The sequence below is a fragment of the Actinoplanes sp. CA-015351 genome (genome assembly GCF_050955685.1).
Classification (GTDB): domain Bacteria; phylum Actinomycetota; class Actinomycetes; order Mycobacteriales; family Micromonosporaceae; genus Actinoplanes.
Genome location: NZ_CP192102.1, coordinates 3,930,399 through 3,956,473, shown reverse-complemented (window position 1 = coordinate 3,956,473; position 26,075 = coordinate 3,930,399). Strand labels below are relative to the sequence as shown.

Sequence of the window (26,075 nt, the reverse complement as noted above, 5' to 3'; positions counted from 1 at the left end):
GGCCGAAGAGAACAGCGCAAGCAACATTGACCTGCCGAAAGGGACCTCTTGCGCAACGCTCTTCGCCGCTTCGCCCTGGCCGCTGCTCTCATCGCCCCGGCCGCTCTCGGCCTCGCCACGATGTCTGTCAGCCCCGCCCAGGCGGCGCCGGCGAAGACCAGCGAGACCGTCCTGCAGAACGAGATCAACCGCCTGATCAACATTCAGCGGGTTTCGAACGGCTGTGCCGCGCTCAAGGTCGACGCCAAGCTCACCGTCGCCGCCCGCGGCCACAGCGCCTTCATGGCCCAGACCGGCACCTTCTCGCACACCGGCCGCGGCAACTCGAACTTCGTGGCCCGCGCCAAGGCCGCCGGCTACACCAGCCCGTCAGCCGAGAACGTCGCCTACGGATACCGCACCGCCGCCCAGGTCGTCAACGGCTGGATGAAGAGCCCCGGCCACCGCACCAACATCGTCAACTGCAAGTCCAAGACCGTCGGCGTCGGCGCCGTCTACTCCGCCAACGGCACCCCGTACTACACCCAGGACTTCGGTTACTGACCCCCGGTAATGCCAGTGATGCCCCAGCCGATCCCCCTGCGGCTGGGGCATCGCCGTATTCCCGTCAGGACTAAGGCCACAAACTGACCTCAATCCCGGGCACGCTGAGAACCATGACTCTTGACCGTTCGGGTTCCCGGATCGACCACCTCAACGTCGCCGTGCCCGACCTCGCTGCCGCCGTTGCCTTCTACGAGCCCGTGCTCGCCAGCATCGGCATCACGAAGATGCTCCAGATCCCGCCGAACGCCACGCCGAACCAGCCGACTGCCATGACCGGGTTCGGGCTGGCCGAGGTCAAGCCGTATTTCTGGCTCATCGACGGCGGCACCGTCGGCACGAACATGCACGTCGCCTTCACTGTTGACACCCGCGAGGACGTGGCCGCCTTCCACGATGCCGCGCTGAAGGCCGGTGCCACCGAGCTGCTCGCGCCGGCCGTCCACCCCGAGTACCACGACGACTACTACGGCGGCTTCGTCCTGGACCCGCACGGCATCAACCTGGAAGCGGTCTGCCACAAAGACACCACAGACTAAATTGCTTTGCCCGGGTTCAGGATGCCCAGCGGATCGAAGACCGCCTTTATCTGGCGCTGCAGATCATGCTGGGCCTCCCCCAGCTCCTGCGACAGCCACGCCCGTTTCAGCACACCCACACCGTGCTCCCCGGTCACCGTGCCGCCCAGCGCCAGCGCCAACCCGAAGATCTCGTCAGCCGCACGATGCGCCGCCACCGGGATCGGCGAACCATGAGAACCAGCCACGATGATCGGGTGCAGGTTGCCGTCGCCGGCATGTGCGAGGGTGCAGATCGGCACGTCATGCCGCCGCGCGATGTCCGCGATCGATCGCACCGCTTCGGCCAGCGCCGACCGCGGGACAGCGATGTCCTCGATCAGCGGACGCCCCAGCCGTTCGATAGCGGGCAACGCCTGCCGGCGGGCGGCCAGCAGCGACGCCGGGTCGCCGTCACTGCGCACCGACGTGGCACCGCGCCGGAGCACCTCGAGTGCCCGCGATGCCTCCTCCGGTCCGCCGTCGAGCTGCACGATCAGCAGCGCTCCCCCGGTTTGCCGCAGGCCATAAGAGGCCAGCGCGGCCAGCGTCGCGGCGTCGAGCAGCTCGGCCAGCACCGGCTGGATGCGTGCTTCGGCCAGCGCCACCGACGCCGCCGCGGCAGCCGCGACGTCCGGATAGGCAGCCGCGATCGTCGCGGTCGGCGCCGGCAAAGTGCGCAGGCGCAGCGTCGCCCCGACAACAACGCCGAGGGTTCCCTCCGAGCCGACGAACAGGCCCGTCAGGTCGTAACCAGCGACACCCTTCAGCGTCGCCCGGCCGGTATTGATCAGGGTTCCGTCGGCCAGCACCACGTCCAGGCCGAGGACCGAATCGCGGGTCACGCCGTATTTCGCGCACCGCAGCCCACCCGCGTTCGTGGCGATGTTGCCGCCGATCGTGGAGATCTCCAGGCTGGCCGGGTCGGGTGCGTACCGCAGCCCGTGTTCGGCCGCTGCCCGATCCAGATCAGCGGTGATCACGCCCGGTTCGGCGACGGCCACGCCGTCGGCCGCCCGGATCTCCACGATCCGGTCCATCCGGGAGAGATCCAACACGACGGCGCCGGCTCCGGCGGCGCTCCCACCCGTGAGCGCGGTGCCGGCTCCGCGAGCGACCACCGGGGTACGCGTGACCGACGCGCCCCGCAACACCCCTTGAACCTGCTCGACCGTCCGGGGGAACACGACGGCGAGGGGCCGGCCGTCAGGTTCCCACCCGGAACGGTCAAGCCGCCGCTCCCCCACAATCCGCGGATCAGACGTCCACTCGACGCCGGTCTCGGAAAGCCAGCCGAGCGAAGAAGCGTCCCCGGGTGAAACAGGCACCGGCGAAACAGGCACGGGTGAAACAGGCACGGGTGAGACCGTCACGGCTGCTCGCCGGTGGCGGCCGGGCGCTCCGGATCGGACGACCAGGCCGACCAGGAACCCGGGTAGAGCGCCGCCTCGATCCCGACACTCGCCAGCGCGGCGATCTGGTGTGCCGCGGTAACGCCGGATCCGCAGTAGACACCGACCGGCCCGGTCACGTCCGCGAACCGGTCACGCAACTGGTCAGCGGGCTTGAAGTACGGCACACCGTCCTGCAGGTTCTCGCCGGTCGGCTTGCTGATCGCCCCGGGGATGTGACCGGCGCGCGGGTCGATCGGCTCGACCTCACCCCGGTACCGTTCGCCGGCCCGGGCGTCGAGCAGCGTGCCGGTCGCGGGCAGCGCCGCAGCCTCGTCGGCCGTGAGCGTAGGCAGGTGTCCAGGGGTCAGCACCACGTCGCCGGGGCGGCGGGGAGTCGCCGATCCGGTGGCCTCGGTGTAGCCGGCGGCACGCCACGCGCCGAGCCCGCCGTCCAGGATGCGCACGTCGGCGACGCCGGCCCAGCGCAGCAGCCACCAGGCACGACCGGCGGCTAGGCCACCGCTGTTGTCGTAGACCACGACGCTGCTGTCGGAGTTGATGCCCCAGCGGCGGGCGGCGGTCTGCAGCGCGGCGATCGACGGCAGCGGGTGGCGGCCGGCGCCGGGCTCGTGCGGCCCGGCCAGCTCGGTGTCCAGGTCGACGTAGACCGCACCGGGCAAGTGACCGGCCTGGTAGTGCTCGGCGCCGTTCGGGTCGCCGAGTGCCCACCGCACGTCGAGCAGGACCGGCGAGTTGGGCTCGGCGGCAATCCGCCGTACCTCGTCCGCACCGACCAGCACCGACGCACGGGCAGCAGCGAGTGATTCCACGGAAGAAGAGTTCACCGGGGAATTGTCCACCGAAGACGAAGCCGCAGAAAAAGCCACCGCCGGCAGTGTCGCCGCCAGGTCCTCAGCGCCGAGCGACCCCGCGGCCGTCCCCTCGATGACCGCCCGGTGCACCCGCTCCTGGATGGCCTCGTTGAGCGGCGCTGTCACCCCGTGCAACCGGGCCAGCAGGACGATCTCACCGTCCAGGTAGTCGGTCTCCGGCACCGCCGACCGCGCCAGGCTCTGCCGCGTCGAGTTGCCGACCCGCTCCCGGCCCGGAACCTCCGCGACCCCGAACCCGGCGGTCTCCGGCTTGGCCGGCACGATCCCGGCGGCCGCGTAGACAGCGCGGGCCTCGGCACGCAGCGCGTCAACGGCGGCGTCGCGCAGCGGGCTCGGCTCGTACAGCGCGTCCAGACTGTTGAACAGGTTCCCGATCAGCTTGGCGGCCTTGTGCGCGGTGATGTCCTCGACCTCGTTGACCACGAAACCGCCCCGCCGCAGGTCAGCCGCGATGGCCGCGGACACCGCGTCGACACCGGACGGATAACGCCCCAGCCAGAGAACCGCCGGAACCGGATGAGCGTGATTCACCACCTCCCCGGGTACGACGAACGTGGCCGGAATCCACACCACGATGCCGTGCACACTGGCGAACGAGCGCAGTGCGATCCGCTCGGTCTCCAGGCCGTTCTGCAACGTGACGAGCGGCAGTGATGTGGCCGCGACCCCGGCGGCGCCGTCGGCCCGCTTCACCGGACGCCACGCCCAGTCCTGGACCGCGGCGGCGCTGTCGGTGCTCTTTGTCGCGAGGATCAGGACGTCGTCCTCGGTCAGGTCGATCTCGTCGGCGCCCGCCACGACGGGAATGGACAGCTGGTGGGCGCCGTCCGGGCGTACATAAGTGAGGCCCTGGGAACGCAGGGCGGTGAGTTGCGCGCCGCGCGCGACCAGAAGGGTGTCGATGCCGGCGCGGTGCAGTTCGGCGGCGACGGAAGCGCCGACCGCGCCCGCTCCGATGACGATGTAGCGGCTCATGCGGCCACCTCCGAGGCGATCACAGGGAGGTCGGCGCCGAGCTTGAGCCGCTCCAGGAACAGGATGATCGTAGCGGCGGCGGTCCGGTGGGTGACGTCATTGAGGACGTCGTGGCGGCCGCCGGTGATGCTGACGAGCCGGCCGGGGTACGAATCCCGGGCCGCATCCAGGGGGCTGACCGTGTCGGCGTCGCCGTGCAGCCCGAGGGTGGGAATCGTCACATCACCCGCATCGCCGATGAGTTCAGTAGGAATTTGGGCCGAAAAAAGAGCACCCTGAGCCGCCGCTCCGGCCGAGAGCACACCGCGATGGGCAGGGCAGCCGGTACGCGCCTCAAGCTCGTCGTCCCACCCGATCAAATTGACGCCAGGCGATGCGGCGACCGGGATTCCGGCGAGCACGACAGCGTCGAGACCGGGGGCCGAGCGGCGGGCCAGCGACAGCGCGAACAGCGCGCCGGTGTCCGATCCGACGACCACCTTGGGACCCGGCAGACCGTCGTCCACCAGGAGTTTCTCGGCTTCGGCGAGACTGGCGGCGACATCGGTGGTGATGTCCGGCAGCAGCCGTACCTTGTAGCCGTCGGCAGCGACGCGCTTGCCGAAGCGCTGATAGGCGTCGATGGTCTCGCCGCGCCCCGCGGCGACCAGCACGGTCCCCCGGGGAGCGATCCCGGCAGGCTCGTCAAAGGCGTTCGTCATGATTCTTTCCTGCCGTGAGCATCAGTGGTGGTTGCCGGTCAGCATCACCTGATCGCCGGTCGCGTGTCCAACACCGATCCTCGATCAGAAACGAACACGAGTTCTTATCAATTGATTGTTAGCGTCCGGGACATGGCACAGGTACTGGACATCCTCGCGCTCCGCAGCCTCGTCGCGGTGGCCGACTGCGGCGGCTTCCACCGGGCCGCCGCCACCCTGCGGGTCAGCCAGTCGGCGGTGAGCCAGCACGTGCGGCGATTGGAAAAGGTGATCGGTCGCCCGATCGTCGAACGGCAGGGCCGCGGGACCACGTTCACCCCGGACGGCCAGGCGCTTCTCGGCGAGGCCCGGCGGATCCTGACGGCACACGACGACGCGCTGCGCCGCCTGGTCGGCCCGGAGCGCCCGACCGTCACGATCGGCACCACCGAGCACGCCGCCGATCTGATCCTGCCGGCGGTCACCGCGGCGCTGCCGGACCATCAGGTGCGGTTCCGCATCGATCGCACCCGGCGATTGGACGCGGCCGTCGATCGGGGCACGATCGATTTGGCCGTGCACCTGACCGAAGCCTCGTCGGCGGAGGGCACACCTGTCGGCTCACTGCCGCTGAGCTGGTACTCCGCGAAGACCTGGCAGGCGCCGACCGGCCGGGACTGGCCGGTCGTGGCGATCGAGGAACCGTGCGTGCTGCGCCGCCGGGCCCTGACCGCCCTGGCCTCGCGGGGGTTCGATCCCTATGTGGTGTGCGACAGCGGTTACGTGGCCGGGGTTCTCGACGCGGTCCGCACCGGACTCGGCGTTGCCCTGCTCGCCAGCGCGGTGACCACTCCGGACGGCCTGACCGAACGCGACGACCTGCCGAGCGTGCCGCCGGCCACGATGAGCCTGCGAGCCAGGTCAGGGGCCGATCCCCGGGTTGCCGAGGCGGTCACCGCGGGTCTGCGTACCGTCCTGGGCCCTGCTCCGAGCTGAAGCAGGCACCTGGGGTGCGTAAAAGCAAGGAGCGCGACCGATAAGCGATCGTGATCACGTTGATCGCGGATCGTCGTTGGACACCCTTCCCAAAGACCTATTACGTTGGTAGGAGTTATAGGGATCCTGCGGTTACCGAACCGCTGCTTGAGGGGTGGTTCCGCGTGGCCGTCGAATTCATCAGTGCCGTCAACGTCAATCCGAGCAACGAGCTCAACCGGCTCGGCAGACCCGACGTCGACCTGCCGTTCTTCACCCGGTACGTCAACACCCTCGAGGACGCGGGCTTCGATTACACGCTCTGCGCGTACACATCGGCCTTTCAGGACCAGTTCGCGATCGCCAACCAGATCGTGGCGCGCAGCGAGCGGGTCGCGCCGATCGTGGCGCTGCGGCCGAACACGATCTATCCGACCGTCGCGGCCAAGGCGCTCGCCACGCTCGACCAGTTCGGCGGCGGGCGCGCGGTGGTCCACTTCATCTCCGGCGGCAACGACGCCGAGCAGGCCCGCGAGGGCGACTTCCTGACCAAGGAGCAACGGTACGCACGAACGGCCGAATACATCGACATCGTCCGCAAGGTGTGGACGAGCACCGAGCCGTTCAGCCACGAGGGCGAGTTCTACAAGTTCGACGACTTCGTCAGCGTGGTCCGGCCCACGAACGGCACCATTCCGGTGTCGGTGGGCGGGTCGTCGGCGCAGGCGTACCAGGTCGGGGGTTCGCGGGGTGACATCTTCGGGCTCTGGGGAGAGCCGCTGAAGGACACCCGCGACCAGATCGACGCGGTGAACGCACAGGCGGAGAAGGCCGGGCGGACCGACAAGCCGCGGATCTGGGTGACGTTCCGGCCGATCATCGCGGCCACCGAGGAGTTGGCCTGGGAGAAGGCGCACCGGACCCTTGCGGCTCTGAAGCCCTTCGAGAAGCGATTCCTCGGCGGCACGGATCCGCAGAACGTCGGCTCCCAGCGCCTGCTGGAGATCGCCGGCCGGCAGGACGTGCACGACCGGGCCCTGTGGACGCCGACCGCGAGCGCGACCGGCGCGGCCGGCGCCTCGACCGCCCTGGTCGGCACGCCGGAGACGGTTGCCGCCGCGATCCTCGACTACGTCGACCTCGGCGCCGAGCTGATCTCGATCCGCGGTTACGACAACCTCAACGACCTCATCGATTACGGACGTTTCATCCTCCCGCTGGTCCGCCAGGAACTGGCCCACCGGGAAGCCACCGGGCAGCACGGCACCCTGCAGGCCGACAACCCGGGAGCACTCGCAGAGAGGACCGCCGCATGAGCACCTTCGACCCCGCCATTCCGACGACCGCTTCGCCCGAGGTCGAGTTCATCAGCCTCTCGCACCTGAACCCGTCGACCGAGCTCAACCCGGTCCCGTCGCGCGGCATCGACCTCACGTATTTCCGCAAGTACGTGCGCTCACTCGAAGAGGGCGGTTACGACTACACGCTGCTCCCGTACGGATCCGGTAGCGCCGACTCGTTCGTGACGGCGAGCGCGGTGGGTCAGTTGACCGAGCGGATCAAGCCGATCGTGGCGCTGCGTCCGAACACGACACCGCCGACGGTGGCCGCCCAGAAGCTCGCCACGCTGGACCAGCTGACCGAGGGCCGGGCCGTCGTCCACCTGATCTCCGGTGGCAGCGACGCCGAGCAGGCCCGGCAGGGCGACTATCTGCCGAAAAATCGCCGCTACGCCCGTACCTCGGAATACATCGATCTGCTGCGCCAGTCCTGGACCTCGGCTGAACCCTTCAGCCACGACGGCGAGTTCTACAAGTTCGACGAGTTCGGCCCCGGATTCGCGCCCTACAACGGCCCGATCCCGATCTCGATCGGCGGCCAGTCCGACGAAGCCTTCGCGGTCGGCGGCGCCAAGGCGGACATCTTCAGCTTCTGGGGCGAGCCGCTCTCCGACCTGCGCGGCGAGATCGATCGGGTCAACGGGATCGCCGCGACCGCCGGCCGGCCGAATCCGCGGATCTGGGTGACCTTCCGGCCGATCATCGCGCAGACCGATGAACTGGCCTGGAAGAAGGCCCATTCATATGTCAGCAAGATCAGCGAGTCCTTCCAGAAATATCAGCCGCGCCGGCAGGGCGACCCGCAGAACGTCGGCTCCCAGCGCGCTCTGGCGCACGCCGCGCAGTCCGAGCTCTACGACCGCGCCCTGTGGACCCGGACCGCCGCCGTGACGAACGCGGCCGGCGCCTCCACCGCGCTGGTCGGTTCCCCGGAGACGGTCGCCGCCGCGATCCTGGACTACGTCGACCAGGGCGCCTCGCTCGTCTCGATCCGCGGGTACGACACCCTCGCCGACGCTGTCGACTACGGCCGGTACATCCTGCCGCTGGTCCGCCAGGAGATCGCGCACCGCACGGCGACCGGCCGGCGCGGCACCTTGCAGGCCGACCACCTGGGCAACCACGCACCCGAGTACGGTCAGTTCGCGGCGGCAGGCCAGTGAGCGGCCTCGACCTCTCACCCGACGCCCTCGCCAAGGTCACCGCGGAGATCGCGGCGACGGCCGGCGAGTACGACCGCACCGGCGAGCTGCCCTGGGCCGGCATCGAGGTGGCGCACCGGGCCGGGCTGCTCACCGCCACGGTCGGCACCCAGTACGGCGGCCCCGGCGCCGGCCCGCGCGACACCGCCCGGATCCTCACCGCGATCGGCGAGGGTGACGCGTCGGTCGGCCTGCTGGCCGCGAACTCGCTGAACACGCACGCCGCGCAGGCCGCGTTCGGCACCTGGCCGGCGCACTACTACGAGGACCTGCTGCGGCGCTCGCAGGAGGGCCCGGCGCTGGTCAACGCGATCCGCGCCGAGCCGGAGCTGGGTGCTCCCGCTCGCGGCGGCATCCCCAAGACGACCGCTGTTCTGGAAAAAGACCAGTGGGTGCTCAACGGCCGCAAGGCCTACGCGACCGGCGGCACCGGCCTGGCGTACCACGTGGTCTGGGCCGTCGAACCCGAGACGCAGCGCGTCGGGCACCTGATCGTCCCGGGTGACCTGCCCGGCATCACCTGGATCAACACCTGGGACCACCTGGGTCTGCGGGCGTCGAACACCCACGACGTGGTCTACCAGGACGTGCGGCTGCCGGCCGACGCGTTCCGGGAGATCCCGCGACAGCCCGACGGGTCCTACCGTGACCCGGCGGCAGCTGCCGGACCGGGCAGTTTCGGTCATCCCGCGCTCTACATCGGCGTGGCGCGGGCGGCCAGGTCAGCGTTCGCCGCCTACGCCCGGGAGCGGATTCCCGCCGCTCTCGGCAAGCCGATCGCGCAGACCGAGCGGATCCAGTCGGTCGCCGGTGAGATCGATCTGCAGATCGTGCAGGCCGAGACGCTGCTGCACGGGGCGCTGCTGCGCCTCGAAGCGGGCGACACCACGATCCTGCCGGAACTCTCCGCGATCAAGGTAACGATCGGACGCTCGGTGATCGTGGCGACCCAGACCGCTGTGGCCGCGCTCGGCAATCCCGGCCTGTCCCGGCACCACTCGCTCGAACGTCACCTGCGCGACGCCCTGTGCATCCGGGTGCATCCGCCGCAGGAGGACGCCGTCCTTCTTGCCTCGGGCCGGCGGGTGCTGGGCGTTTAGGCGTACCCAAGCCGGCTCTGGATCTTGATCTTCCCCTCGTCGAACACTCCCTTGAAGGACCCGAAATATGCGATATATAAGGACCCTCGCGGTCGCCCTTACTGCTTCGCTCGCCCTTGCCGCCTGCGGCGGCGGCGGAGAAGACGCCAACACCGCCTCGGGTACGCCCAAATCGGGCGGGACGCTGAAGGTCAGTTTCTGGCCGGACAACCCGAACTTCTCCTGCATCGACCCGTTCCAGGTGTACTGGATCGAGCACCGGTCGATCATCCGGAACTTCGCCGACTCGCTGACCGACCAGGACCCGGAGACCGGCAAGATCGTCCCCTGGCTCGCCGAGAAGTGGGACATCAGCACCGACGGCCTGGCCTACACGTTTACGCTGCGTGACGGCGTGACGTTCAGCAACGGCAAGAAGGTGGACGCGCAGGCGGTCGCCGACAACGTCACCGGCTGGATCGAGACGGTCAAGACCACGAACGGAGCCGCGTACGGCGCCTCCTACATCCAGGGCCTGACCGGCGCGACAGTGGTCGACCCGCTGACCGTGAAGCTGACGCTGAGCAAGCCGAACTCGTCGTTCCTGCAGGCCACGTCCACGACAAACCTGGCGATCACCGACCCGTCCGAGTTCGCGCTCAGCCCGGCCGATCGGTGCACCGGCAAGGGAGTGATCGGTTCCGGTCTGTTCGTGCTGGACCACTACACGCCGAAGACCGAGACGGTGCTGACCAAGCGGGCCGGGTACACGTGGGGCTCCTCGTTGAGCGAGAACACCGGTGAAGCGCGCCTGGACAAGGTGATCTTCAACTACGTCGCCGAGGACAGCGTCCGCACCGGCAACCTGACCAGCGGCGCCATCGACATCGCCTGGCCGCGGAACCCGTTCTCGCCGCAGGACCAGACGCTGATCGAGAAGACCGGCAAGAAGATCGAGGAGCGGTCGCTGCCGGGTGTCTCCTACACTCTGTTCTCCAACACGACGGCCGGTCGGCCGCTCGCCGACAAGCAGGTCCGGCTGGCCCTGTCCAAGGCGATCGACCGCCAGACCTACGCCACCACGATCTACGGCGCCGGATATCCGGTCGTGAAGGGCGCGTTCAACTCGACGACGCCGTACTTCAAGTCCGAGGAGAGCAAGCTCGCCTACGACCCGGACGGGGCCGGCAAGCTGCTCGACGCGGCCGGCTGGACGCTCGGCGCGGACGGCATCCGGGTCAAGGACGGCAAGCAACTGACCATCGACTACCCGCTGACCTCGTTCGTCTCCAGCGCTGAGCTGCTGCAGGCGCAGGCCAAGAAGGTCGGCATCAACATCACGCTGCGCCAGCTCACCCCGGCACAGCAGGCCACCTACCTGGCCGAGGGCTCGTACGACCTGACCTCGACGTACTTCACCCGGGCCGACCCCGGCGCGCTGCAGTTCATCCTGAACCCGGACGTGGCGAACTCGAAGGCGCTGGCCCGGCAGGCGTCCACGCCGGACGCGGTCACCAAGGTCCAGGACCTGTTCGCCAAGGCGCTGCAGACCACCGACGAGAAGCAGACCACTGCCGCCTATGAGGAGCTGCAGGACTACCTGATCGACGAGGGCATCACGCTTCCGCTCAACGAGCGGGTGCAGAAGGCCGGCCTCAGCGAGAAGGTGCACGGATTCGCGTTCACGTCGGAGAGCTTCATCAAGCTCAACGACGTCTGGAAGGACTGACGGGTTTTGCAGGGGCCCCCTTGTGGGGCCCCTTTCTCCTCGGAAAGGAACATCGATGACCCGGTATGTCGTGGGTCGAGTCCTCCAGGCCGTCGTCGTCCTCTGGGCCGCTTACACCCTGACCTTCGCGATCCTCTACCTGCTGCCCAGCGACCCGATGGAGCTGCAGCTCGCCGCCGCCGGGCTCCAGCTGGACTCGCTCACCCCCGAGCAGATCGAGGCCGGCAAGGCCCAGTTCGGGCTCGACCAGTCGATCTGGGCGCAGTACTGGCACCACCTCTGGGCCGCCGTGCAGGGTGACTTCGGCATCTCGCTGACCCAGCAGGTGCCGGTCACCGAGCTGATCGGGCAGCGGATCGGGCAGACCCTGCTGCTCAGCGCCACCGCCGCCGCGGTGGCGCTGGTCGCCGGTTCGACGCTCGCGTACGTCGCGACGTTCGCGCGCTGGAACCCGCTGCGCACGTTCCTCACCCGGCTGCCGGCCCTGGGCGCGTCGTTCCCGCAGTTCTTCATCGCGCTGTTCCTGATCCAGTTCTTCTCGTTCCAGCTCGGCTGGTTCCCGGCCACCGGCACCGAGGGCGCGTCGTCGCTGGTCATGCCGGTGCTGACGATCTCGATCCTGAACTCGTCGATTCTCGCCCAGGTGCTGATCAAGAGCTTTGACGAGACGTTGTCGCAGGCGTACATCACCACGGCCCGCGCGAAGGGGCTGTCCCGCTCGGCAGTGCATTTGCGGCACGCGTTCCGCAACGCCATCCTGCCCGCCATGACGATCCTCGGCGTGATCGTCGGGCTGACCGTGACCAGCGCGATCGTCGTCGAGACCGTCTTCACCCGCGAGGGCGTCGGCAAGCTGGCGCAGGAAGCGGTGCTCTCCCAGGACGTGCCGGTCGTCCTCGCCGTGGTGACCATCGCGGCGGCGTTGTTCGTCGTGGTGAACCTGATCGTGGATCTCCTCTACCCGCTGCTCGACCCGCGCATCTCGCACACCCGCGCCAAGGTGACCCCTCCGGAGGTGGTGGCGCTATGACCACCGTGACTGTTCCTGACCTGGTTCTCGCCCCGGCTTCCGGGCGCCGGGCCGAGCTGCGGTCGGCTCTGGTTCAGCTGGTTCGTAAGCCGGCCTTCCTGATCGCCGTCGTCTACGTGCTCTTCGTGATCATCTCGGCGTTCGCCCCGAAGCTGTTCACCTCCTGGGGGCCGTACGACACGTACCCCGAGCAGGCCATGCAGGCGCCCGGCGCCGAGCATCTGTTCGGCACCGACGTCTACGGCCGCGACCTGTGGACCCGTGTCCTCTACGGCTCCCCGCTGACGATCAAGGCGACGCTGCTGGCGCTGACCATCGCGGCGGTCGCCGGCCTGTCGATCGGCATCGTCTCCGGGTTCTTCGGCGGCCGTCTCGACGCGATCCTGATGCGCATCGTCGACGTGCTGCTCGCCATCCCCGGCCTGCTGCTCGCCCTGTCGATCGTGACAGCCCTCGGGTACGGCACCCTGCCGGTGGCGATCGCCGTCGGCATCGGCATCGTCCCCGGATTCGCCCGAACCACCCGCGCCGAAGTCCTACGGGTCAAGACCTTGCCGTACGTGGAAGCCGCCCGCGCCGGCGGCGCCTCCTGGACCCGGGTCCTGTTGCGGCACATCCTGCCGAACTCGTGGGGCCCGGTCGCGGTGCTGACCGTGCTCGACGCGGGCGTGGCGATCCTGGCGATCGCGTCGCTGAGCTTCCTCGGTTTCGGCGCGGCCCCGCCGGCCGCCGAGTGGGGGACGCTGATCTCCGACGGCCGCAACTACCTGGTCACCTCGTGGTGGCTGAGCCTGCTGCCCGGCCTGTTCGTGGCGGTCCTGGTGCTGAGCCTCAACCACATCTCCAAGACACTGCAGGAGCTGACCCGATGAGCCTGGTAGCCATCAAAGGCCTCGATGTCGGATATGTCAGGCATCGGACCGTCACCCCCGCTGTCATCGGGCTCGATCTGAGCGTCGGCGAGTCCGAGGTGGTCGCCATCGTCGGCGAGTCCGGCTCCGGCAAGACCAGCACCGCCAATGCGATCATCGGCCTGCTCCCGGCGAACGGCCGGATCACCGCGGGCTCCGCCGTCGTCGACGGCATCGAGACGGCCGGCGCCCGCGAACGCACCCTGCGCAAACTGCGCGGCTCGGTCGTCGGCCTGATCCCCCAGGACCCGATGGTCGGCCTCAACCCGACCAAGCGGATCGGCGCCCAGGTCACCGAGGCGATCACGCTGCGCGGCGGCACCGACTCGGCCCTCGATTTCCTGTCCCAGGCCGGCGTACCCGACCCCGAACTGCGGGCACACCAATATCCGCACGAACTCTCCGGCGGCCTGCGCCAGCGCGCCCTGATCGCCATTGCCCTGGCCGGCCGTCCGAAACTGATCATTGCGGACGAGCCGACCAGCGCCCTCGACGTCACCGTGCAGAAACGGATCCTCGACCACCTCAGCGGCCTCGTCCGCGAGCAGGGCATCTCCCTGCTGATCATCACGCACGACCTGGCCGTCGCCGCCGACCGCGCCGACCGGGTCATCGTGATGCAGGGCGGCCGCAAGATCGAAGAGGGTGATCCGGCAACGATCCTGCGCAACCCGCAGGATCAATACACCCGGCAGCTGATCGCTGCCGCACCCCGGCTCGCTCACGCCGGGCGGGTGGTTCCGCGCTTTGATGTACGCGGGGAGCACGTCCCCGATTCCGTCCTGACCCTGACCGACGTCAGCAAGACGTTCTCGATCAACGACCAGCGGCGCGGCCGGCGGGGTTTCAACGCCCTCGACAAGGTCAGCGTCCAGGTACCCCGGGGCCGCACGCACGCCCTGGTCGGCGAGTCCGGCTGCGGCAAGACCACCACCCTGCGGATCGCGCTCGGCCTCGAGTCGGCCACCAGTGGCTCGGTGGTCCTGGACGGCACCGAGATCAGCAACCTGTCGTGGAACCAGGTCCGCCCGCTGCGCCGCAAGGCCCAGCTCGTGCACCAGGACCCGTTCGCCACCCTGGACCCGAAGTTCACCATCGGCCAGTCGATCACCGAACCCCTCGTCTCCTTCAAAATCGGCAACCGCCGGACCCGGCAGGCCCGGGCCCTGGAACTGCTCGATCAGGTGGCGCTGCCGGCGTCGTACCTGGACCGGCTGCCCGCTGAACTCTCCGGCGGCCAGCGGCAGCGGGTCGCCATCGCGAGGGCGCTCGCGCTGGAGCCTGAGCTGCTGATGCTCGACGAGCCGGTGTCCGCTCTGGACGTGCTGGTCCAGGAACAGATCCTGCAGCTGCTCGCTGACCTGCAGAAGAACCTCGGTCTCTCCTACCTCTTCGTCTCGCACGACCTGGCCGTGGTCGCCGAGATCTCGCACACCGTGTCGGTGATGAGCGAGGGCAAGGTCGTCGAGGAGGGCCCGGTCGCCGAGGTCTTCACCAACCCGCAGAGCGAATACACCCAGGAACTGATCGACGCGATCCCGGGGCGCCGTGTCGACGCTTCCTGAATCTCGGGGCCGGTCGACGCTGGCTGACACCCGGCGGGGGTCGGCGCTTCTCGGGCAGCTTGCCGGGGCGCGGGCCAATCCAGGGCCGGCGGCGGTCGCGACGGTCACCGGGCTGATCAACGGGGCGACCATGGTGGCCGGCGCGTCCGCGATCGGCTGGTCCATCGACCACCTGGTCATCCCCGCGCTCGCCGGTGACGCCGTGCCGGCGAGCACCTGGTGGACCAGCGCCGGCCTGGTGCTGGGAATCTCGGCGGCCCGATGGAGCACGATCTTCGTCCGGGGCCTGGCCACCGGCCGCGTGCAGTATCGCGCGCAGGCCGAGACCCGCCGGGCCGTGATCCACCGATATCTGGCCCTGGACCCGGCCTGGCATCGGCGGCACTCCCCCGGCCGGCTGCTCGCCCACGCCATCTCCGACGTGGACGCGCTCTGGTCGCCGATGCAGTTCGCGTACTTCGCGTTCGGCATGGTGTTCATGCTGCTGCTCGCGCTCACCGAACTGTTCTTCCGCGCGCCGGTGCTCGGACTCGTCGGCCTCGTCCTGGTTTCGCTGGTCCTGGCGCTCAACGTCACATACCAGCGGCTGCTCGCCCCGCGTGCCCGGGACACCCAGGCCGCCCGTGGCGTCGTCGGCGGTGTCGCCCTGGAGTCGATCGAGGGCGGACCGGTGGTCCGCAGCCTCGGCCTCACCGACGCCGAGGACGCCCGGTTCGCCCCCGGCGTGCAGCGGTTGCGCGCCGCCGACCTGCGGATGGCCTCGATCAGTTCGATCTTCGACCCGCTGCTCGAACTGCTGCCCACCGCCGCCGTCCTCGTCGTGCTCGCCGTCGCCGCGCCCCGGGTGCAGCAGGGCAGCCTCAGCGTCGGCGACCTGGTCGGCGTGGTGTACCTGCTGATCACCGTGGCGATCCCGCTCAACGTGATCAGCCGTTTCCTGTCGATGCTCCCGATGTCCGGTGCCGGCCGCGAACGTGTCCAGGCGGTCCTCGACTCCGACGAGGTCCTCCGGCACGGCTCCCGCTCGCTCGAACAGCTCAGCCCGCTACGCGTCGAACAGCTGGCCGCTGGCGTCACCCGCCGGCAACGGCAGATCCTGCGCGACGCCGGCCTCACCCTGGAACCCGGCACTGTCACCGTGGTTGTCGGCGCGGTCGGCTCCGGCAAGACCACCCTGCTCGACGTGGCCGGCGGACAGATCCACCCGACCACCGGCACCGTCACCTTCGACGGAGTCGACGTCCGCGAGCTGGCCGCCGGCGTGGTCCCGGACGCGGTGGCCGTGGTGTCGCAGAGCCCGTTCCTGTTCGCCGAATCCCTGCGCGACAACCTCACCCTCGACCGGTCCCTGGACGACGCGGACCTGTGGGAGGCGCTGCGGGCCGCAGCGGCCGACGACATCGTCCGGGAACTTCCCGACGGCCTCGACACCGTGGTCGGCGAACGCGGAGCAACCCTCTCCGGCGGCCAGCGGCAACGGATCTGCCTGGCCCGGGCGCTGGTCCGCAAGCCCCGGCTGCTGGTCCTCGACGACGCCACGTCGGCCCTGGACTCCCGTGTCGAACAGCAGGTCCTGGCCTCGCTGGCAGACCTGGTGGCTGACGGCGGCCCGACGGTCCTGATCAGCACGAACCGTCCGGGCGCGGTAGCGATCGCCGACCGGGTCGTCCTGGTGCGCGCCGGCCGGATCGTCGCGACCGGCACGCCCTCGTCGCTGCTCGCCGTCGACGAATATCGACGGATCGTGACTGCCTATCAGCACTCTGACCACGCCTCTGGCAGTGTCTCCGATCTTGATGAGGAGGCCGCCGGCGATGCGCGTACCCCTGTCTCGTGACCACTTTCGCGAACGGCCGGAAGCGGCCGCTCCTGGCCTGACCTCCATCTCTGGTCGCGCGTTTCTCCAGACCGCTCTCCGTTTCTCGCCGCAGCTGCGGCAGGGTCTGCTCGTCACCGGGCTGCTCGCCCTGCTGGCCGGCGGTGGCCGGATCGTGGCGCCGCTGACCATCCAGCGGGCGATCGATTCCGGTCTCGCGCCGCACACGGTCGCCCCGGCCGTCACCGTCGGCGCGATCGCGGTGCTGGTCGCCGGCGTGTCGTCGTTGCTGCTCAACCGGCGTCTCCAGGAAAAGGTGGAGAGCGCCCTGGCCGGCCTGCGTCGCGACGGCCTGCGCCGGGTTCACGACATGGCCGCGTCGACCGCCGACCGGGCGCCGAGCGCCGATCTGGTCTCCCGGCTGACCAGCGACGTCGATCAGGTGACCACGTTCCTGCAGGGCGGCGGCATCCAGTTCGTCACCAACGCCGCCCAGCTGGTGATCGCCGGCGTGATCATGTCGGTGTTCAGCTGGCAGCTCGCGGTGCCCGTGCTGCTGCTCTCCGCCCTGCTGATCACCACGATGATGCTGATGCAGCGGGTGATCGCCCGCCGGTACGCCCGGGCCCGCCGCGACCTGTCCCGGCTGCAGGGCGTCGTCGCCGAATCGGTGGCGGGCGCTGCGGTGATCCGCTCCACCGGCACTGCCGCGCGCACCGCCGGCAAGCTCGACAGCGCCGTCGACCAGACCCGCGACAGCCTGCTGCGCACGCTCGTCCCCCTGCACGGCAACACCGCGCTCGGCGAGGTCACCATCGGCGTGATGACGGTGACCGTCCTGCTCGGCGGCGTCTGGTTCTCCCTGGCCGGCAACCCCGAGCAGCCCCGGCTCAGCTCGGGCGAGGTCGTCGCCATGATCTTCCTGGTCACGTTCTTCGTCAGACCCCTCCAATTCCTCGTGCAGAGCCTCGGCGAGGCGCAGAACGCCCTGACCGGCTGGCGCCGATCCCTCGAACTGGTCGCCACACCCAGCGAAGCGGTTACCGGCGGCTCCGCGCTCCCGCCAGGTCCGCTCGGAGTACGCGTGACCCAGGTGTCCGCCCGTTACGGCTCGGGCCCCCTGGTCCTGCACGCTCTGTCGGTCTCGATCGAGCCGGGTGAACACGTGGCAGTAGTCGGCCGCACCGGCTCCGGCAAGTCCACGTTCGCCAAGCTGCTGACCCGCCGCGTCCTCCCCTCCGCCGGAACGATCTGCGTCGGCGGCGTAGCCCTCGACCGGATCGCGTCCCTGGCCGGCCGAGTGGTGATCGTCCCCCAGGACCCCTTCCTCTTCGACGGCACCATCGCCGACAACATCAACCTCGGCACACCGCCCGCTGCCGGACACGGCGGCAAATCCCGAGCCGCCCCCGGCGGCGAACCCCGAACCGGACCCGGCGGCGAATCCCAAGCCGCTCCCGGCCACACGCCCACGGCCGGTGCCGGTGCCGGTGCCGGTGCCGGGCCGGAGACGGCCGACGGCTCCTCCCGCGGCAGCTCGTCGCGTGCCGGAGTCGAGCGGATCGTGGACGAGCTCGGCCTCAGCGACTGGCTCGCCGGTCTGCCCGACGGCCTGGACACGCAGGTCGGGCTCCGCGGCGAACGCCTCTCCGTCGGCGAACGCCAGCTCGTCGCCCTCGCCCGCACCGCCCTCGCCGACCCGGACCTGGTCATCTTCGACGAGGCCACGTCCGGGGTGGACCCGGCCACCGACGTAGCCGTCCAGAAAGCCCTGGCCGTGCTCACCCGCGGCCGCACCACGATCGCCATCGCCCACCGCATGATCACCGCCGAGACGGCCGACCGGGTGCTCGTCTTCGACGGTGGCCGCATCGTGCAGTCCGGCCACCACTCGGCCCTCGCCGCCCGGCCGGGCCGGTATGCCGCCCTCATCGACGCTTGGAGAGCCCAGTGACCAGACTCGGTTTCAACACCCGGGTGTCGTTCCCCACCGGGGAGGCGGCCCGCGGCCTGCGCGACGGCATCTCCCTTTTCCAGGCGGCTGAAGCCCTCGGATATCAGTCCGGCTGGGCTTACCAGCGGCATTTCGACAATTACCTGTCATCGCCGATGCCATTTTTCGCCGCGGCCGGTCAGCACACCAGCCGGATCCTGCTGGGCAGCGCGGTGATCCCGGCCCGTTTCCAGGAGCCGATCCTGCTGGCCGAGGCCGCCGGAACCGCGGATCTGCTCATCGACGGCCGCCTGCAGATCGCGTTCTCCAGCGGCACCGATCAGTGGGACGCGATCTTCGGATCCGTGCCGCACTCCCCTCGCGAGGAGGGTCAGCGCCGCCTGGCCCGGTTCCTGTCCGCCGTCGCCGGCGAGACCATCCACACCGTCACCGAGAAGAAGGGCGTGGGCGGGCCCCCGATCGGCACCGCACTGAAGGTGACCCCGCACAGCCCAGGCCTGCGCGACCGCATCTGGTACGGCTCCGGCAGCACCGCCTCGGCTGTCACCGCCGCCCGGCAGGGCCTGCGGCTGATCACCGGAACGATCCTGCACGACGTCCCCGCCGGAGTCTCCTTTCCACAGCACCAGGCCGAGCTGATCGCCGCGTACCGATCGGAGTGGACGGCGACCCACGGCACCGAAGCCCCGCCGGTGGCGGTGGCCGCCTCGATCCTGCCCGGCACCAGCTCCGAACTGCGTGACCGTTACGCCGCATACGACCGGGAGCGGCGCACCAGCGGCCCGCACGCGTCCCGCCCGCAAGGCGCGCTGGCGCCCACCCTGACCGCGGCCCTCCCGCCCGGAATGCTGATGAGCCCGGTCTATCACGGCACCCCCGAGGAGGTGATCGAGTCGGTCCTGGCCGACCCGGGTCTGACCGCGGCCGACGAGATCGTGCTGTTCCTGCCGCCTGCATTCGACCTCCCCCACAACGTCAGGCTCCTCACCGACCTGGCCGAGACCGTGGCGCCGGCCCTCGGCTGGAAACCGGCCTTCAAAAACCACCCTAGGCCGACCGACATGACACCGGCATAACACAAGATCAAAGGGATCCGGGACAGCGCCACCGGGCGCCCTCCAGCATGATGGCCCGATGATCATGCGTGCGGCGGCGCTCGCCCTCCCGGTAGCGATCCTCGCCGCCTGCGCGACCCCCGCGGCCGCGCCACCACCAAACCCGGCGCCAACGACGGCGACGCCGGCCCCGGTCGCGTCCGGCTGCGACCCCACCGCCGGAATCCACTGGTCCCCACCGTCCACCGGCGCAGAGCTGATCAAGGTGACCGTGCTCGACGGACGGATCGCCGACAGCACGGTGGTCCTCGACGAACCCGTCACCACGGCGATCACCCAGGTAGCCGCCCCGGAGACCTGGACGCCCGCCCTGGCAGCCTCGCTCAGCACGGAGATCGGCCGCACCGTCAGGACCGGCCCGGCGGCAACCGGCGCCACCCGCGCCATCCTGCTCGCGGAGGTCCAGGACGACCCGGCCATCCCGGAGCTGCTGCTCTACGAGGCCGCGGAGACGGTCACCGCCGCGTTCACGGTCGCCTGCACCACCCCGGTGACCGGGACCTTCACGTCCTGGACGGCAACAACCGGCGGGAGCGTCACCTGCGGCTCCCGCCGGGAACCTGCCGAAGCCCTCGGCCGCCTCGCCCGCCGGCACTGCCCGCGGACCCCGGCACCCCTCGGCCCGGCACCCCTCGGCCCGGCACCCCTCGGCCCGGCACCCCTCGACCCGTCAGCGCCAGTTCCGGGGCCCTCGCTCAGGCTGCCGGACCCCATTCCATCTTGACCGTGAAGTTCGCCTCGCTCGTCGCCTTGGCCACGACCACGCCCGCCTCGGCGGTTACCTTCACACCGAACTCGACACTCACCCGGTCCGGCGGCTCGGCCAGCGAGCGCACACTGTCGCGGATCGCCACGGCGGCCGGGCGGATCTGGGCCAGCGCCTGCTCCAGCGTCTCCGAGGCCTTGCCGATGATCTCGGCGGGCCGGCCCACGTTCTCCAGGCCGCCCGGTGCCGCGCTGACCTCGACAAACACGGTTCCGCCGCCGTCCAGGGGCATCGCTACGACGTCAGTCATGTGATCACTGTATCGACCGCTGTCATCCGCACGGCGGGTCGACCGGTGCGTTGTCGCGGCGGATGAGCGCGGCCTCGTCATCGGTGAACGGCCGGGAGCTGAGCGCGCACAACCGCGCGAACCAGGCCTGCGGATCGAGCCGCACGACACGGCCTGCGTCCCGGGCCGGGCTGGCCAGTACGTCGCCGGTCAGCGTCCACGGACTCTTCGTGTCGGGTGAGACCACCACGCCGACGCTCTGCCCGAGACCGACGTCCCAGATCTGCGCGGTGTTGACCGAGCCGATGAGCTGCACCACGAGCAGCCCATCGCCGATGAAACCGAGCGGGATGCTCAGCTCGCCGGTCGACACCGGCCGTCGCTCGCCGGTGGCGAGGTTCGCGACCACGATCCCGTCGGAAGTGTGCACGGCCAGCTGATTGCCGCTCGCGTCGAACGCCGTGCCGCGGTCGTTCATCGACGCCCGGATGTCGAGCGGCAGGTCGACGGCTCGCCGCTCGCTCAGGCTCCAGATCTCGAGGGCACCGGTCTGCCGGGTCACCACGACCTGGTCGGGATGCCCGGGCCGGTTGCCGGAGATCACCGCCTGCCCGTACAGCGCCTGCGTATAGGTCTCGCCCGGGCTGATCGGCAGCGGCGCGCCGATGGCCGTCCCGGTGGCGATCTCCCATTGGCTGAGACTGCCGTGGTACAGGGCGATCACCCTGTCCGGCCCACTGGGTTGCAGGGTGGCAATCGCGGTGAAGTCGCTGTCCGGGACCCTCGTGTCGCCCGGGGGCAGCGTCATGCGGTGCATGAGGGTCAGACCGGGCAAGGCATACGTCGCGAGCGCTCCCGGCTCGGTAGCCACGAGGTACCGGCTGTCTGCGCTGATCAGCACCCGCGCCGCCGTCTGGGCGGTCCGGCCCGTCACCTGGGTGACGACCCGGCCGTCGGTGGCGTCGGAGATCAGGATCGTCCCGTCGTCCCTGGCCGTCACCGCGTGCCGGCCGTCCGGCGTGATCACCCAGCTGCCGTCCTGCGGCTCGGGTGCCACAGCCTGATCGAGGCGGATCCGGTAAAGGGTGTTCTGCCGCACCCCGAGCAGCACGAGTCCGCCGTCCCCGTCGGCCACCGCCACTTTCGCCGACGGGGCGCCAAGCGGTGCCTCCGGGTCGAACGGCAGTTGCCCCCGATAGACCGTGCCGGTCCCGGTGTGCACCATCGTGACCGCCCGATGGGTCTTGGATCCGCCAGTGCCGTAGACCGTGCGCATTGCCGCATCGGCGCTCAGCGAGCCGCACCAGCCGGCATCGACCGTGTGCCGCAGCGCACCGGTCGCGGTCTCTTGGATCCGCATGATCGGGTCGTCCCTCTCGCAGGAGACCAGCGCCGCACCGTTCTCGGCGATCGTGTACGACGTCCCGGCGAATCGCCGCAGAACTCGCCCGGTGCCCAGTTCGCGCAGCTCGGCGGTGCTGATGCCGTAATCGAGCACGGTGTCCGGGTCCGCACCGAAATAGACGCGTGACGTGGTGTCGTAGCCGGGCAGGACCGTGGTGGGCACGGCCGCGCCGCTTCCGGTGTCCCACACCCGCAGATCGGTATTCCTGCTGTCCAGGGCGAAACGGTGCACCAGTAGACGTTCACCACCCGCGGAGAACGCCGTGAACCCCGGGCCGAACACGTCCCCCGCGCCGGCCGGGGCGAGGGTGCGGGGCGCATCCGGCCGGGCCAGATCCCAGAGGATCACCCGGCCGTTCGTGGCGGCTGCGGAGATCATCCGCCCGGTCGGATCGATCCTGAACTCGTCCTCGGGATCCGCGCCGGTCAGGCTGATCCGATGAACGTCGTCGCCGGTCAGGCCGGTGAGCACGACCGGGCCGTCGGCCGAGGTGACGATCGCGGTGCTGCCGTCGCTGCTGGCGTGGATCTGGGTCGCCTCACCGGACCACAGCCGTTCGTAGACCCGGTCGACCGGGTCGAGCAGTCCGTACTGGCTGAGCAGGGCCCCGTACGCCTCGGAGGTGTCCGCGGTGCGCCAGGCGGCCTGGGCGAACTGCAGCGACGCCGCCGGATCGGTGTCCCGGAACCGTTGTGAGTGTGCGGCCAGCTGCCGCGAGGCGGTGTCCCGCAGCTGGTCGGAGACCTGGGAGCCGCGCTGATAGGCGACGACGGCGAGGACGCCGGCGATTATGGCGAGCACCGAGACGACAGCGGTGAAACCGCGCAGCAGACGCAGCCGCCGGCGCTCGCCCTGCCCGCTGGCCGTGATGAACTCGCTCTCGGCCTCGGTGAGCCGGTCCGCCCGGCTGCCCGCCCAGTGCCGGGCGGTGTTCAGGGCGTTGCCGCGCAGCAGGACGCCCTGGTCCTTGCCCTCGCCGGCCCAGCGTCGCCGGTCGGCGTCCAGCTGGAGACGCCAGGCCAGGAACTCGCGGTCCTCGGCGAGCCAGCCGGCCAGCTCGGGCCAGCTCTCCAGCAGAGCCTGGTGAGCGGGTTCGGCGTACTCCGGCCGGCCCTCGGCGCTGGTGATGACGACGAGGCGGCGGGCCGCGAGGTATTCGACGACCGCCCGCCGGGCCGCGTCCAGCCCGGTCAGGTCCAGCCTGCGCCGGCGGAACCCGCTGCCGTCCTCCGACGGGCTGGCCATGCTGGTCAGCACCTGCCGAGCGCGCTCGCGGCCGGCCGGATCCATCCGTTCGAGAACCTGTCCGGCGTGCCTGCCGAGGGCACCGGAGACCCGGCCCAGCTCCTGGTACGCCGCCAGGGTGAGCGTGTTGCGGTCGCGGCGCAGCCAGAGCTGTTCCAGGGCGAACTCCACCAGCGGGAGTCGGCCGGGCTCGTCCGCCGCGTCGGCGACGATCCGCTCCGGCAGTCCCGGCTCGAAGGCGACGTCGCCCGCGGTGACGGCGGCGCGCAGCTCGTCGTCGCTCATCGGCGGCACCAGTTCGATGGCGGCGTCGCGTACCACGTCGGCGACCTCGGCGTTCATCACCTGCTCGAGGGTTGCGGCGCGCAGCGTGACGGCGGCCATCACCCGGGCGGTGCCGTCGGCACGACGGCGGGCGGCCCGCACCAGGCCGCCGAGTTTCACGACGGTTTCCCGGACGGCGGCCGGGCCGGCCTCCTCCAGCTGATCCACGATGAGCAGAATCCGGCCGTCACCGGCCGCCGCGTCGAGCCCGGCACGGCCCGGGACACCGGGCAGGAACGGGGCGACCAGGCGGTCCAGCAGGTCGTCGACGGACTCGCCGGGCTCCAGCCGGGCCGTCGCGGCGCGGGTCCCCTCGGCGCGCAGCGCCGGCACCACACCGGCACGCAGCACCGACGACTTGCCGCTCCCGGACGGGCCCATCAGCACGAGCAGGCCACGGTCGCGGATCTGGGTGGTCAGCCGCCCGGTCAGCGCCTCGCGACCGCGGAAGTGGGCGGCGTGGTCCTCGCCGAACGGCTCCAGCCCGCGGTACGGCGACACCTCGGCCGGGTCCGGTACGCCCAGCCGCGGAAAGTCCCGGAACAGGTCACCCACCGGCACGGCGTTCACGGTCCGGGTGCCGGTGACGACCGAGACCACCATGCCGACAACGGCGCCGGAGGCCCGGCTCCAGACCGGCGAACCACTGAACCCGGCCTCGACCGGTGGGTCGCCGTCCTCCACCCGCAACTGCAGCCAGCCCGAGCCGCGGGTGTTGACCACCACGCCGGCCACGCTGTCGCCGAGGGCTTCGGGGCGCCGTACCGCGTACCCGAAAATGCGCATGGGCTCGTCCCAGACCGCGGCCGCGGGTCGCAGGCGCGCAGCCGTCAGCGAAGCTGGCGGCGCGGCGGCGAGCTGCAGTAACGCGGTGTCGCCGCGACCGGGCGTGCCCGGCGCGGTCCAGGCGAGCACGCGGGCACGCAGGCGTTCGTCGCCGCCGGGAACCGGGAAATCCAGGTTGATCAGGTCGTCGGGCGGCTCGTCGGTGAACGGGGTCCGCAGTGCCGCGAGCACCACGTGTGCGCAGGTCAGCACCAGGTCCGGCGCGACCAGGAATCCGCTGCCGGCCAGCCGTCCGGCGGCGTCGCGGATGCGCGCCACCGCCATCGGTTCGGTGCTGCCCGTCACGGCCACCCCCGGTTCTCCGCCGCACTGACGGTCACCAATGTAGAGGGTGACCATGCACAGCTTCGATGGGAGCCGGACTCACGGTCGCGGGTCAGTTGCGCTTGGGAGCGCTTTCCCGGGTACGCACGAAGTGGCTCACGTGTGCGGCAGAGGCCGGCGGGCGACCCGGCGCGCATCGCCCTCGACCAGACCGAACATGCGCAGGAGGCTGACCGCCGTGCTCTCCGCGACCTGATCGCCGGCCGTCTGATCGTCCTCGGACGTCAGGCCGAAACGGATCACCCCGAGGACGGCCCCGCCGACGCACGAGAGCGCCACCTCGGGGTCGTCGAAGCAGAGCCGCCCGACGTCATGCGCGTGCCTCAGGAATCGGAGCGCCTCCGGAGCGACATAGGCCAGGTAGCCAAGACCGGCCCGGTCGATGACCTTGGCGAGTGACGGCCGGGTCGACGGGAGGGCGATGGTGAGCCGGACAGCCACCGCCAGCACCTCGGCGGGATCGGTCAGCCCTTTCACCGCCGCGTGCATCAACGCCTGGTGCTCGGCGGCGACCTCGGCGATCGCCTGATCGAAAAGAGTCTGTTTCGACTCGAAGTGGTTATAGAAGCTTCCGAACCCGACGTCCGCCGCGTCGGTGATCTCCTGGATGGACACCTCGGCCGGCGTCCGGAGGACCAGCAGCTCGCGGGCCGCCCCCAGCAACGCGGCGCGGGTGCGGGCGCGACGCCGGTCGAGGCGGTTCTCGGTCACACCAGCATCGTAACTGTTGATGATTTCATCAGAACTGATAGCGTGACGCGGCATGAAGAAGATCCTGCAGGCCGCTCTCGGCGCGACTCTCGCCTTCGCCGGCACCACGCACCTGACCGTCGCCCGCGAGGAGTTCCAGGCGCAGGTGCCGTCCTGGTTCCCGATCGACAGCGACTTCGTCGTGCTCGCCTCCGGGGTGGCCGAAATCAGTCTCGGCGTGGCCCTGCTGTCCGTTTGGAAACAGCCCTACCGCGGCATCGTCGGCGCGGCCGCCGGCGCGTTCTTCGTGGTGATCTTCCCGGGCAACGTGGCACAGTGGCTGGAGCACAAGGACGGTTTCGGGCTGGACACCGACACCAAACGGTTCGTGCGCCTGTTCTTCCAGCCGCTCCTGGTCGCGTGGGCACTCGGCGCCACCGACGCGATCAAGACGGCCCGCGAGCTGCGTGGCCGCCGCTGACGACGCT

Annotated in this window: 21 protein-coding genes and 1 pseudogene; 15 read left to right on the top strand and 7 right to left on the bottom strand. The window is 70.3% G+C overall.

Annotation, left to right across the window (positions count from 1 at the left end):
* Positions 1 to 48: 48 nt before the first annotated feature.
* On the top strand, positions 49 to 543 hold the full coding sequence (locus ACQP2E_RS18060; protein WP_433830480.1) for a CAP domain-containing protein: 495 nt from the start codon (positions 49 to 51) through the stop codon (positions 541 to 543).
* 113 nt (positions 544 to 656) lie between these two features.
* Positions 657 to 1,082, top strand: a complete 426-nt coding sequence (locus ACQP2E_RS18055) for a VOC family protein (protein WP_433833146.1) — start codon at positions 657 to 659, stop codon at positions 1,080 to 1,082.
* On the opposite strand, the gene ACQP2E_RS18050 is transcribed toward ACQP2E_RS18055, so the two are convergent.
* The 4 genes and pseudogenes from ACQP2E_RS18050 to ACQP2E_RS18035 form a co-directional block, all read right to left on the bottom strand.
* Complete coding sequence (locus ACQP2E_RS18050; RefSeq protein ID WP_433833144.1) at positions 1,079 to 2,287, bottom strand: FAD-binding oxidoreductase; 1,209 nt, start codon at positions 2,285 to 2,287, stop codon at positions 1,079 to 1,081. The two genes, ACQP2E_RS18055 and ACQP2E_RS18050, sit on opposite strands and share 4 nt — an antisense overlap.
* Before the next feature lie 182 nt (positions 2,288 to 2,469).
* Complete coding sequence (locus ACQP2E_RS18045; protein ID WP_433833950.1) at positions 2,470 to 3,324, bottom strand: sulfurtransferase; 855 nt, start codon at positions 3,322 to 3,324, stop codon at positions 2,470 to 2,472.
* A 186-nt stretch (positions 3,325 to 3,510) separates the two neighbouring features.
* Positions 3,511 to 4,362 (bottom strand): annotated as a pseudogene (locus ACQP2E_RS18040) (ketopantoate reductase family protein); the annotation flags it as partial.
* Positions 4,359 to 5,063, bottom strand: coding sequence for an alpha/beta hydrolase (locus ACQP2E_RS18035; RefSeq protein ID WP_433833142.1), 705 nt, complete (start codon positions 5,061 to 5,063; stop codon positions 4,359 to 4,361). The gene ACQP2E_RS18035 and the pseudogene ACQP2E_RS18040, both read right to left, overlap by 4 nt.
* A 132-nt stretch (positions 5,064 to 5,195) precedes the next feature.
* Between ACQP2E_RS18035 and ACQP2E_RS18030 the strand changes: the two genes are divergently transcribed.
* The 12 genes from ACQP2E_RS18030 (at position 5,196) to ACQP2E_RS17975 (ending at position 20,482) form a co-directional block, all read left to right on the top strand.
* Entirely contained in the window at positions 5,196 to 6,038 is an 843-nt protein-coding gene (locus ACQP2E_RS18030) for a LysR family transcriptional regulator (RefSeq protein WP_433833140.1), read from the top strand.
* 164 nt (positions 6,039 to 6,202) lie between these two features.
* Positions 6,203 to 7,333, top strand: a complete 1,131-nt coding sequence (locus tag ACQP2E_RS18025; protein WP_433833138.1) for an LLM class flavin-dependent oxidoreductase — start codon at positions 6,203 to 6,205, stop codon at positions 7,331 to 7,333.
* Complete coding sequence (locus tag ACQP2E_RS18020; protein WP_433833136.1) at positions 7,330 to 8,520, top strand: LLM class flavin-dependent oxidoreductase; 1,191 nt, start codon at positions 7,330 to 7,332, stop codon at positions 8,518 to 8,520. The genes ACQP2E_RS18025 and ACQP2E_RS18020 overlap by 4 nt, the downstream gene beginning before the upstream one ends.
* Complete coding sequence (locus ACQP2E_RS18015) at positions 8,517 to 9,659, top strand: acyl-CoA dehydrogenase family protein (protein ID WP_433833134.1); 1,143 nt, start codon at positions 8,517 to 8,519, stop codon at positions 9,657 to 9,659. Before ACQP2E_RS18020 ends, ACQP2E_RS18015 begins: the two co-directional genes overlap by 4 nt.
* A gap of 67 nt (positions 9,660 to 9,726) precedes the next feature.
* Entirely contained in the window at positions 9,727 to 11,367 is a 1,641-nt protein-coding gene (locus ACQP2E_RS18010) for an ABC transporter substrate-binding protein (RefSeq protein WP_433833132.1), read from the top strand.
* A gap of 55 nt (positions 11,368 to 11,422) precedes the next feature.
* Positions 11,423 to 12,397: an ABC transporter permease gene (locus ACQP2E_RS18005; protein ID WP_433833130.1), complete on the top strand. Its 975-nt coding sequence runs from the start codon at positions 11,423 to 11,425 to the stop codon at positions 12,395 to 12,397.
* Complete coding sequence (locus ACQP2E_RS18000; protein WP_433833128.1) at positions 12,394 to 13,269, top strand: ABC transporter permease; 876 nt, start codon at positions 12,394 to 12,396, stop codon at positions 13,267 to 13,269. Before ACQP2E_RS18005 ends, ACQP2E_RS18000 begins: the two co-directional genes overlap by 4 nt.
* A complete protein-coding gene (locus ACQP2E_RS17995) occupies positions 13,266 to 14,873 on the top strand; it encodes a dipeptide ABC transporter ATP-binding protein (RefSeq protein ID WP_433833126.1) in 1,608 nt (535 codons plus the stop codon). Before ACQP2E_RS18000 ends, ACQP2E_RS17995 begins: the two co-directional genes overlap by 4 nt.
* Positions 14,857 to 16,710: an ABC transporter ATP-binding protein gene (locus ACQP2E_RS17990; protein ID WP_433833124.1), complete on the top strand. Its 1,854-nt coding sequence runs from the start codon at positions 14,857 to 14,859 to the stop codon at positions 16,708 to 16,710. The genes ACQP2E_RS17995 and ACQP2E_RS17990 overlap by 17 nt, the downstream gene beginning before the upstream one ends.
* Complete coding sequence (locus ACQP2E_RS17985) at positions 16,688 to 18,643, top strand: ABC transporter ATP-binding protein (protein WP_433833122.1); 1,956 nt, start codon at positions 16,688 to 16,690, stop codon at positions 18,641 to 18,643. Before ACQP2E_RS17990 ends, ACQP2E_RS17985 begins: the two co-directional genes overlap by 23 nt.
* A complete protein-coding gene (locus tag ACQP2E_RS17980; RefSeq protein ID WP_433833120.1) occupies positions 18,640 to 19,719 on the top strand; it encodes an LLM class flavin-dependent oxidoreductase in 1,080 nt (359 codons plus the stop codon). The genes ACQP2E_RS17985 and ACQP2E_RS17980 overlap by 4 nt, the downstream gene beginning before the upstream one ends.
* A 58-nt stretch (positions 19,720 to 19,777) precedes the next feature.
* Complete coding sequence (locus tag ACQP2E_RS17975; protein WP_433833118.1) at positions 19,778 to 20,482, top strand: hypothetical protein; 705 nt, start codon at positions 19,778 to 19,780, stop codon at positions 20,480 to 20,482.
* Here ACQP2E_RS17975 and ACQP2E_RS17970 read toward each other — a convergent pair.
* The 3 genes from ACQP2E_RS17970 to ACQP2E_RS17960 form a co-directional block, all read right to left on the bottom strand.
* Positions 20,454 to 20,774, bottom strand: coding sequence for a CU044_2847 family protein (locus ACQP2E_RS17970; RefSeq protein ID WP_433833116.1), 321 nt, complete (start codon positions 20,772 to 20,774; stop codon positions 20,454 to 20,456). The genes ACQP2E_RS17975 and ACQP2E_RS17970 overlap by 29 nt on opposite strands.
* Positions 20,775 to 20,796: 22 nt before the next feature.
* Positions 20,797 to 24,858 (bottom strand): trypsin-like peptidase domain-containing protein, encoded by a 4,062-nt coding sequence (locus ACQP2E_RS17965; protein WP_433833114.1) that lies wholly within the window; start codon positions 24,856 to 24,858, stop codon positions 20,797 to 20,799.
* 135 nt (positions 24,859 to 24,993) lie between these two features.
* Positions 24,994 to 25,608 (bottom strand): TetR/AcrR family transcriptional regulator, encoded by a 615-nt coding sequence (locus ACQP2E_RS17960; RefSeq protein WP_433833112.1) that lies wholly within the window; start codon positions 25,606 to 25,608, stop codon positions 24,994 to 24,996.
* 52 nt (positions 25,609 to 25,660) lie between these two features.
* Here ACQP2E_RS17960 and ACQP2E_RS17955 point away from each other — a divergent pair, with 52 nt between their 5' ends.
* Positions 25,661 to 26,068 carry a DoxX family protein gene (locus tag ACQP2E_RS17955; protein WP_433833110.1) on the top strand — a complete coding sequence of 136 codons (408 nt, stop codon included), beginning with the start codon at positions 25,661 to 25,663 and terminating at the stop codon, positions 26,066 to 26,068.
* The last annotated feature ends 7 nt before the right edge of the window (positions 26,069 to 26,075 follow it).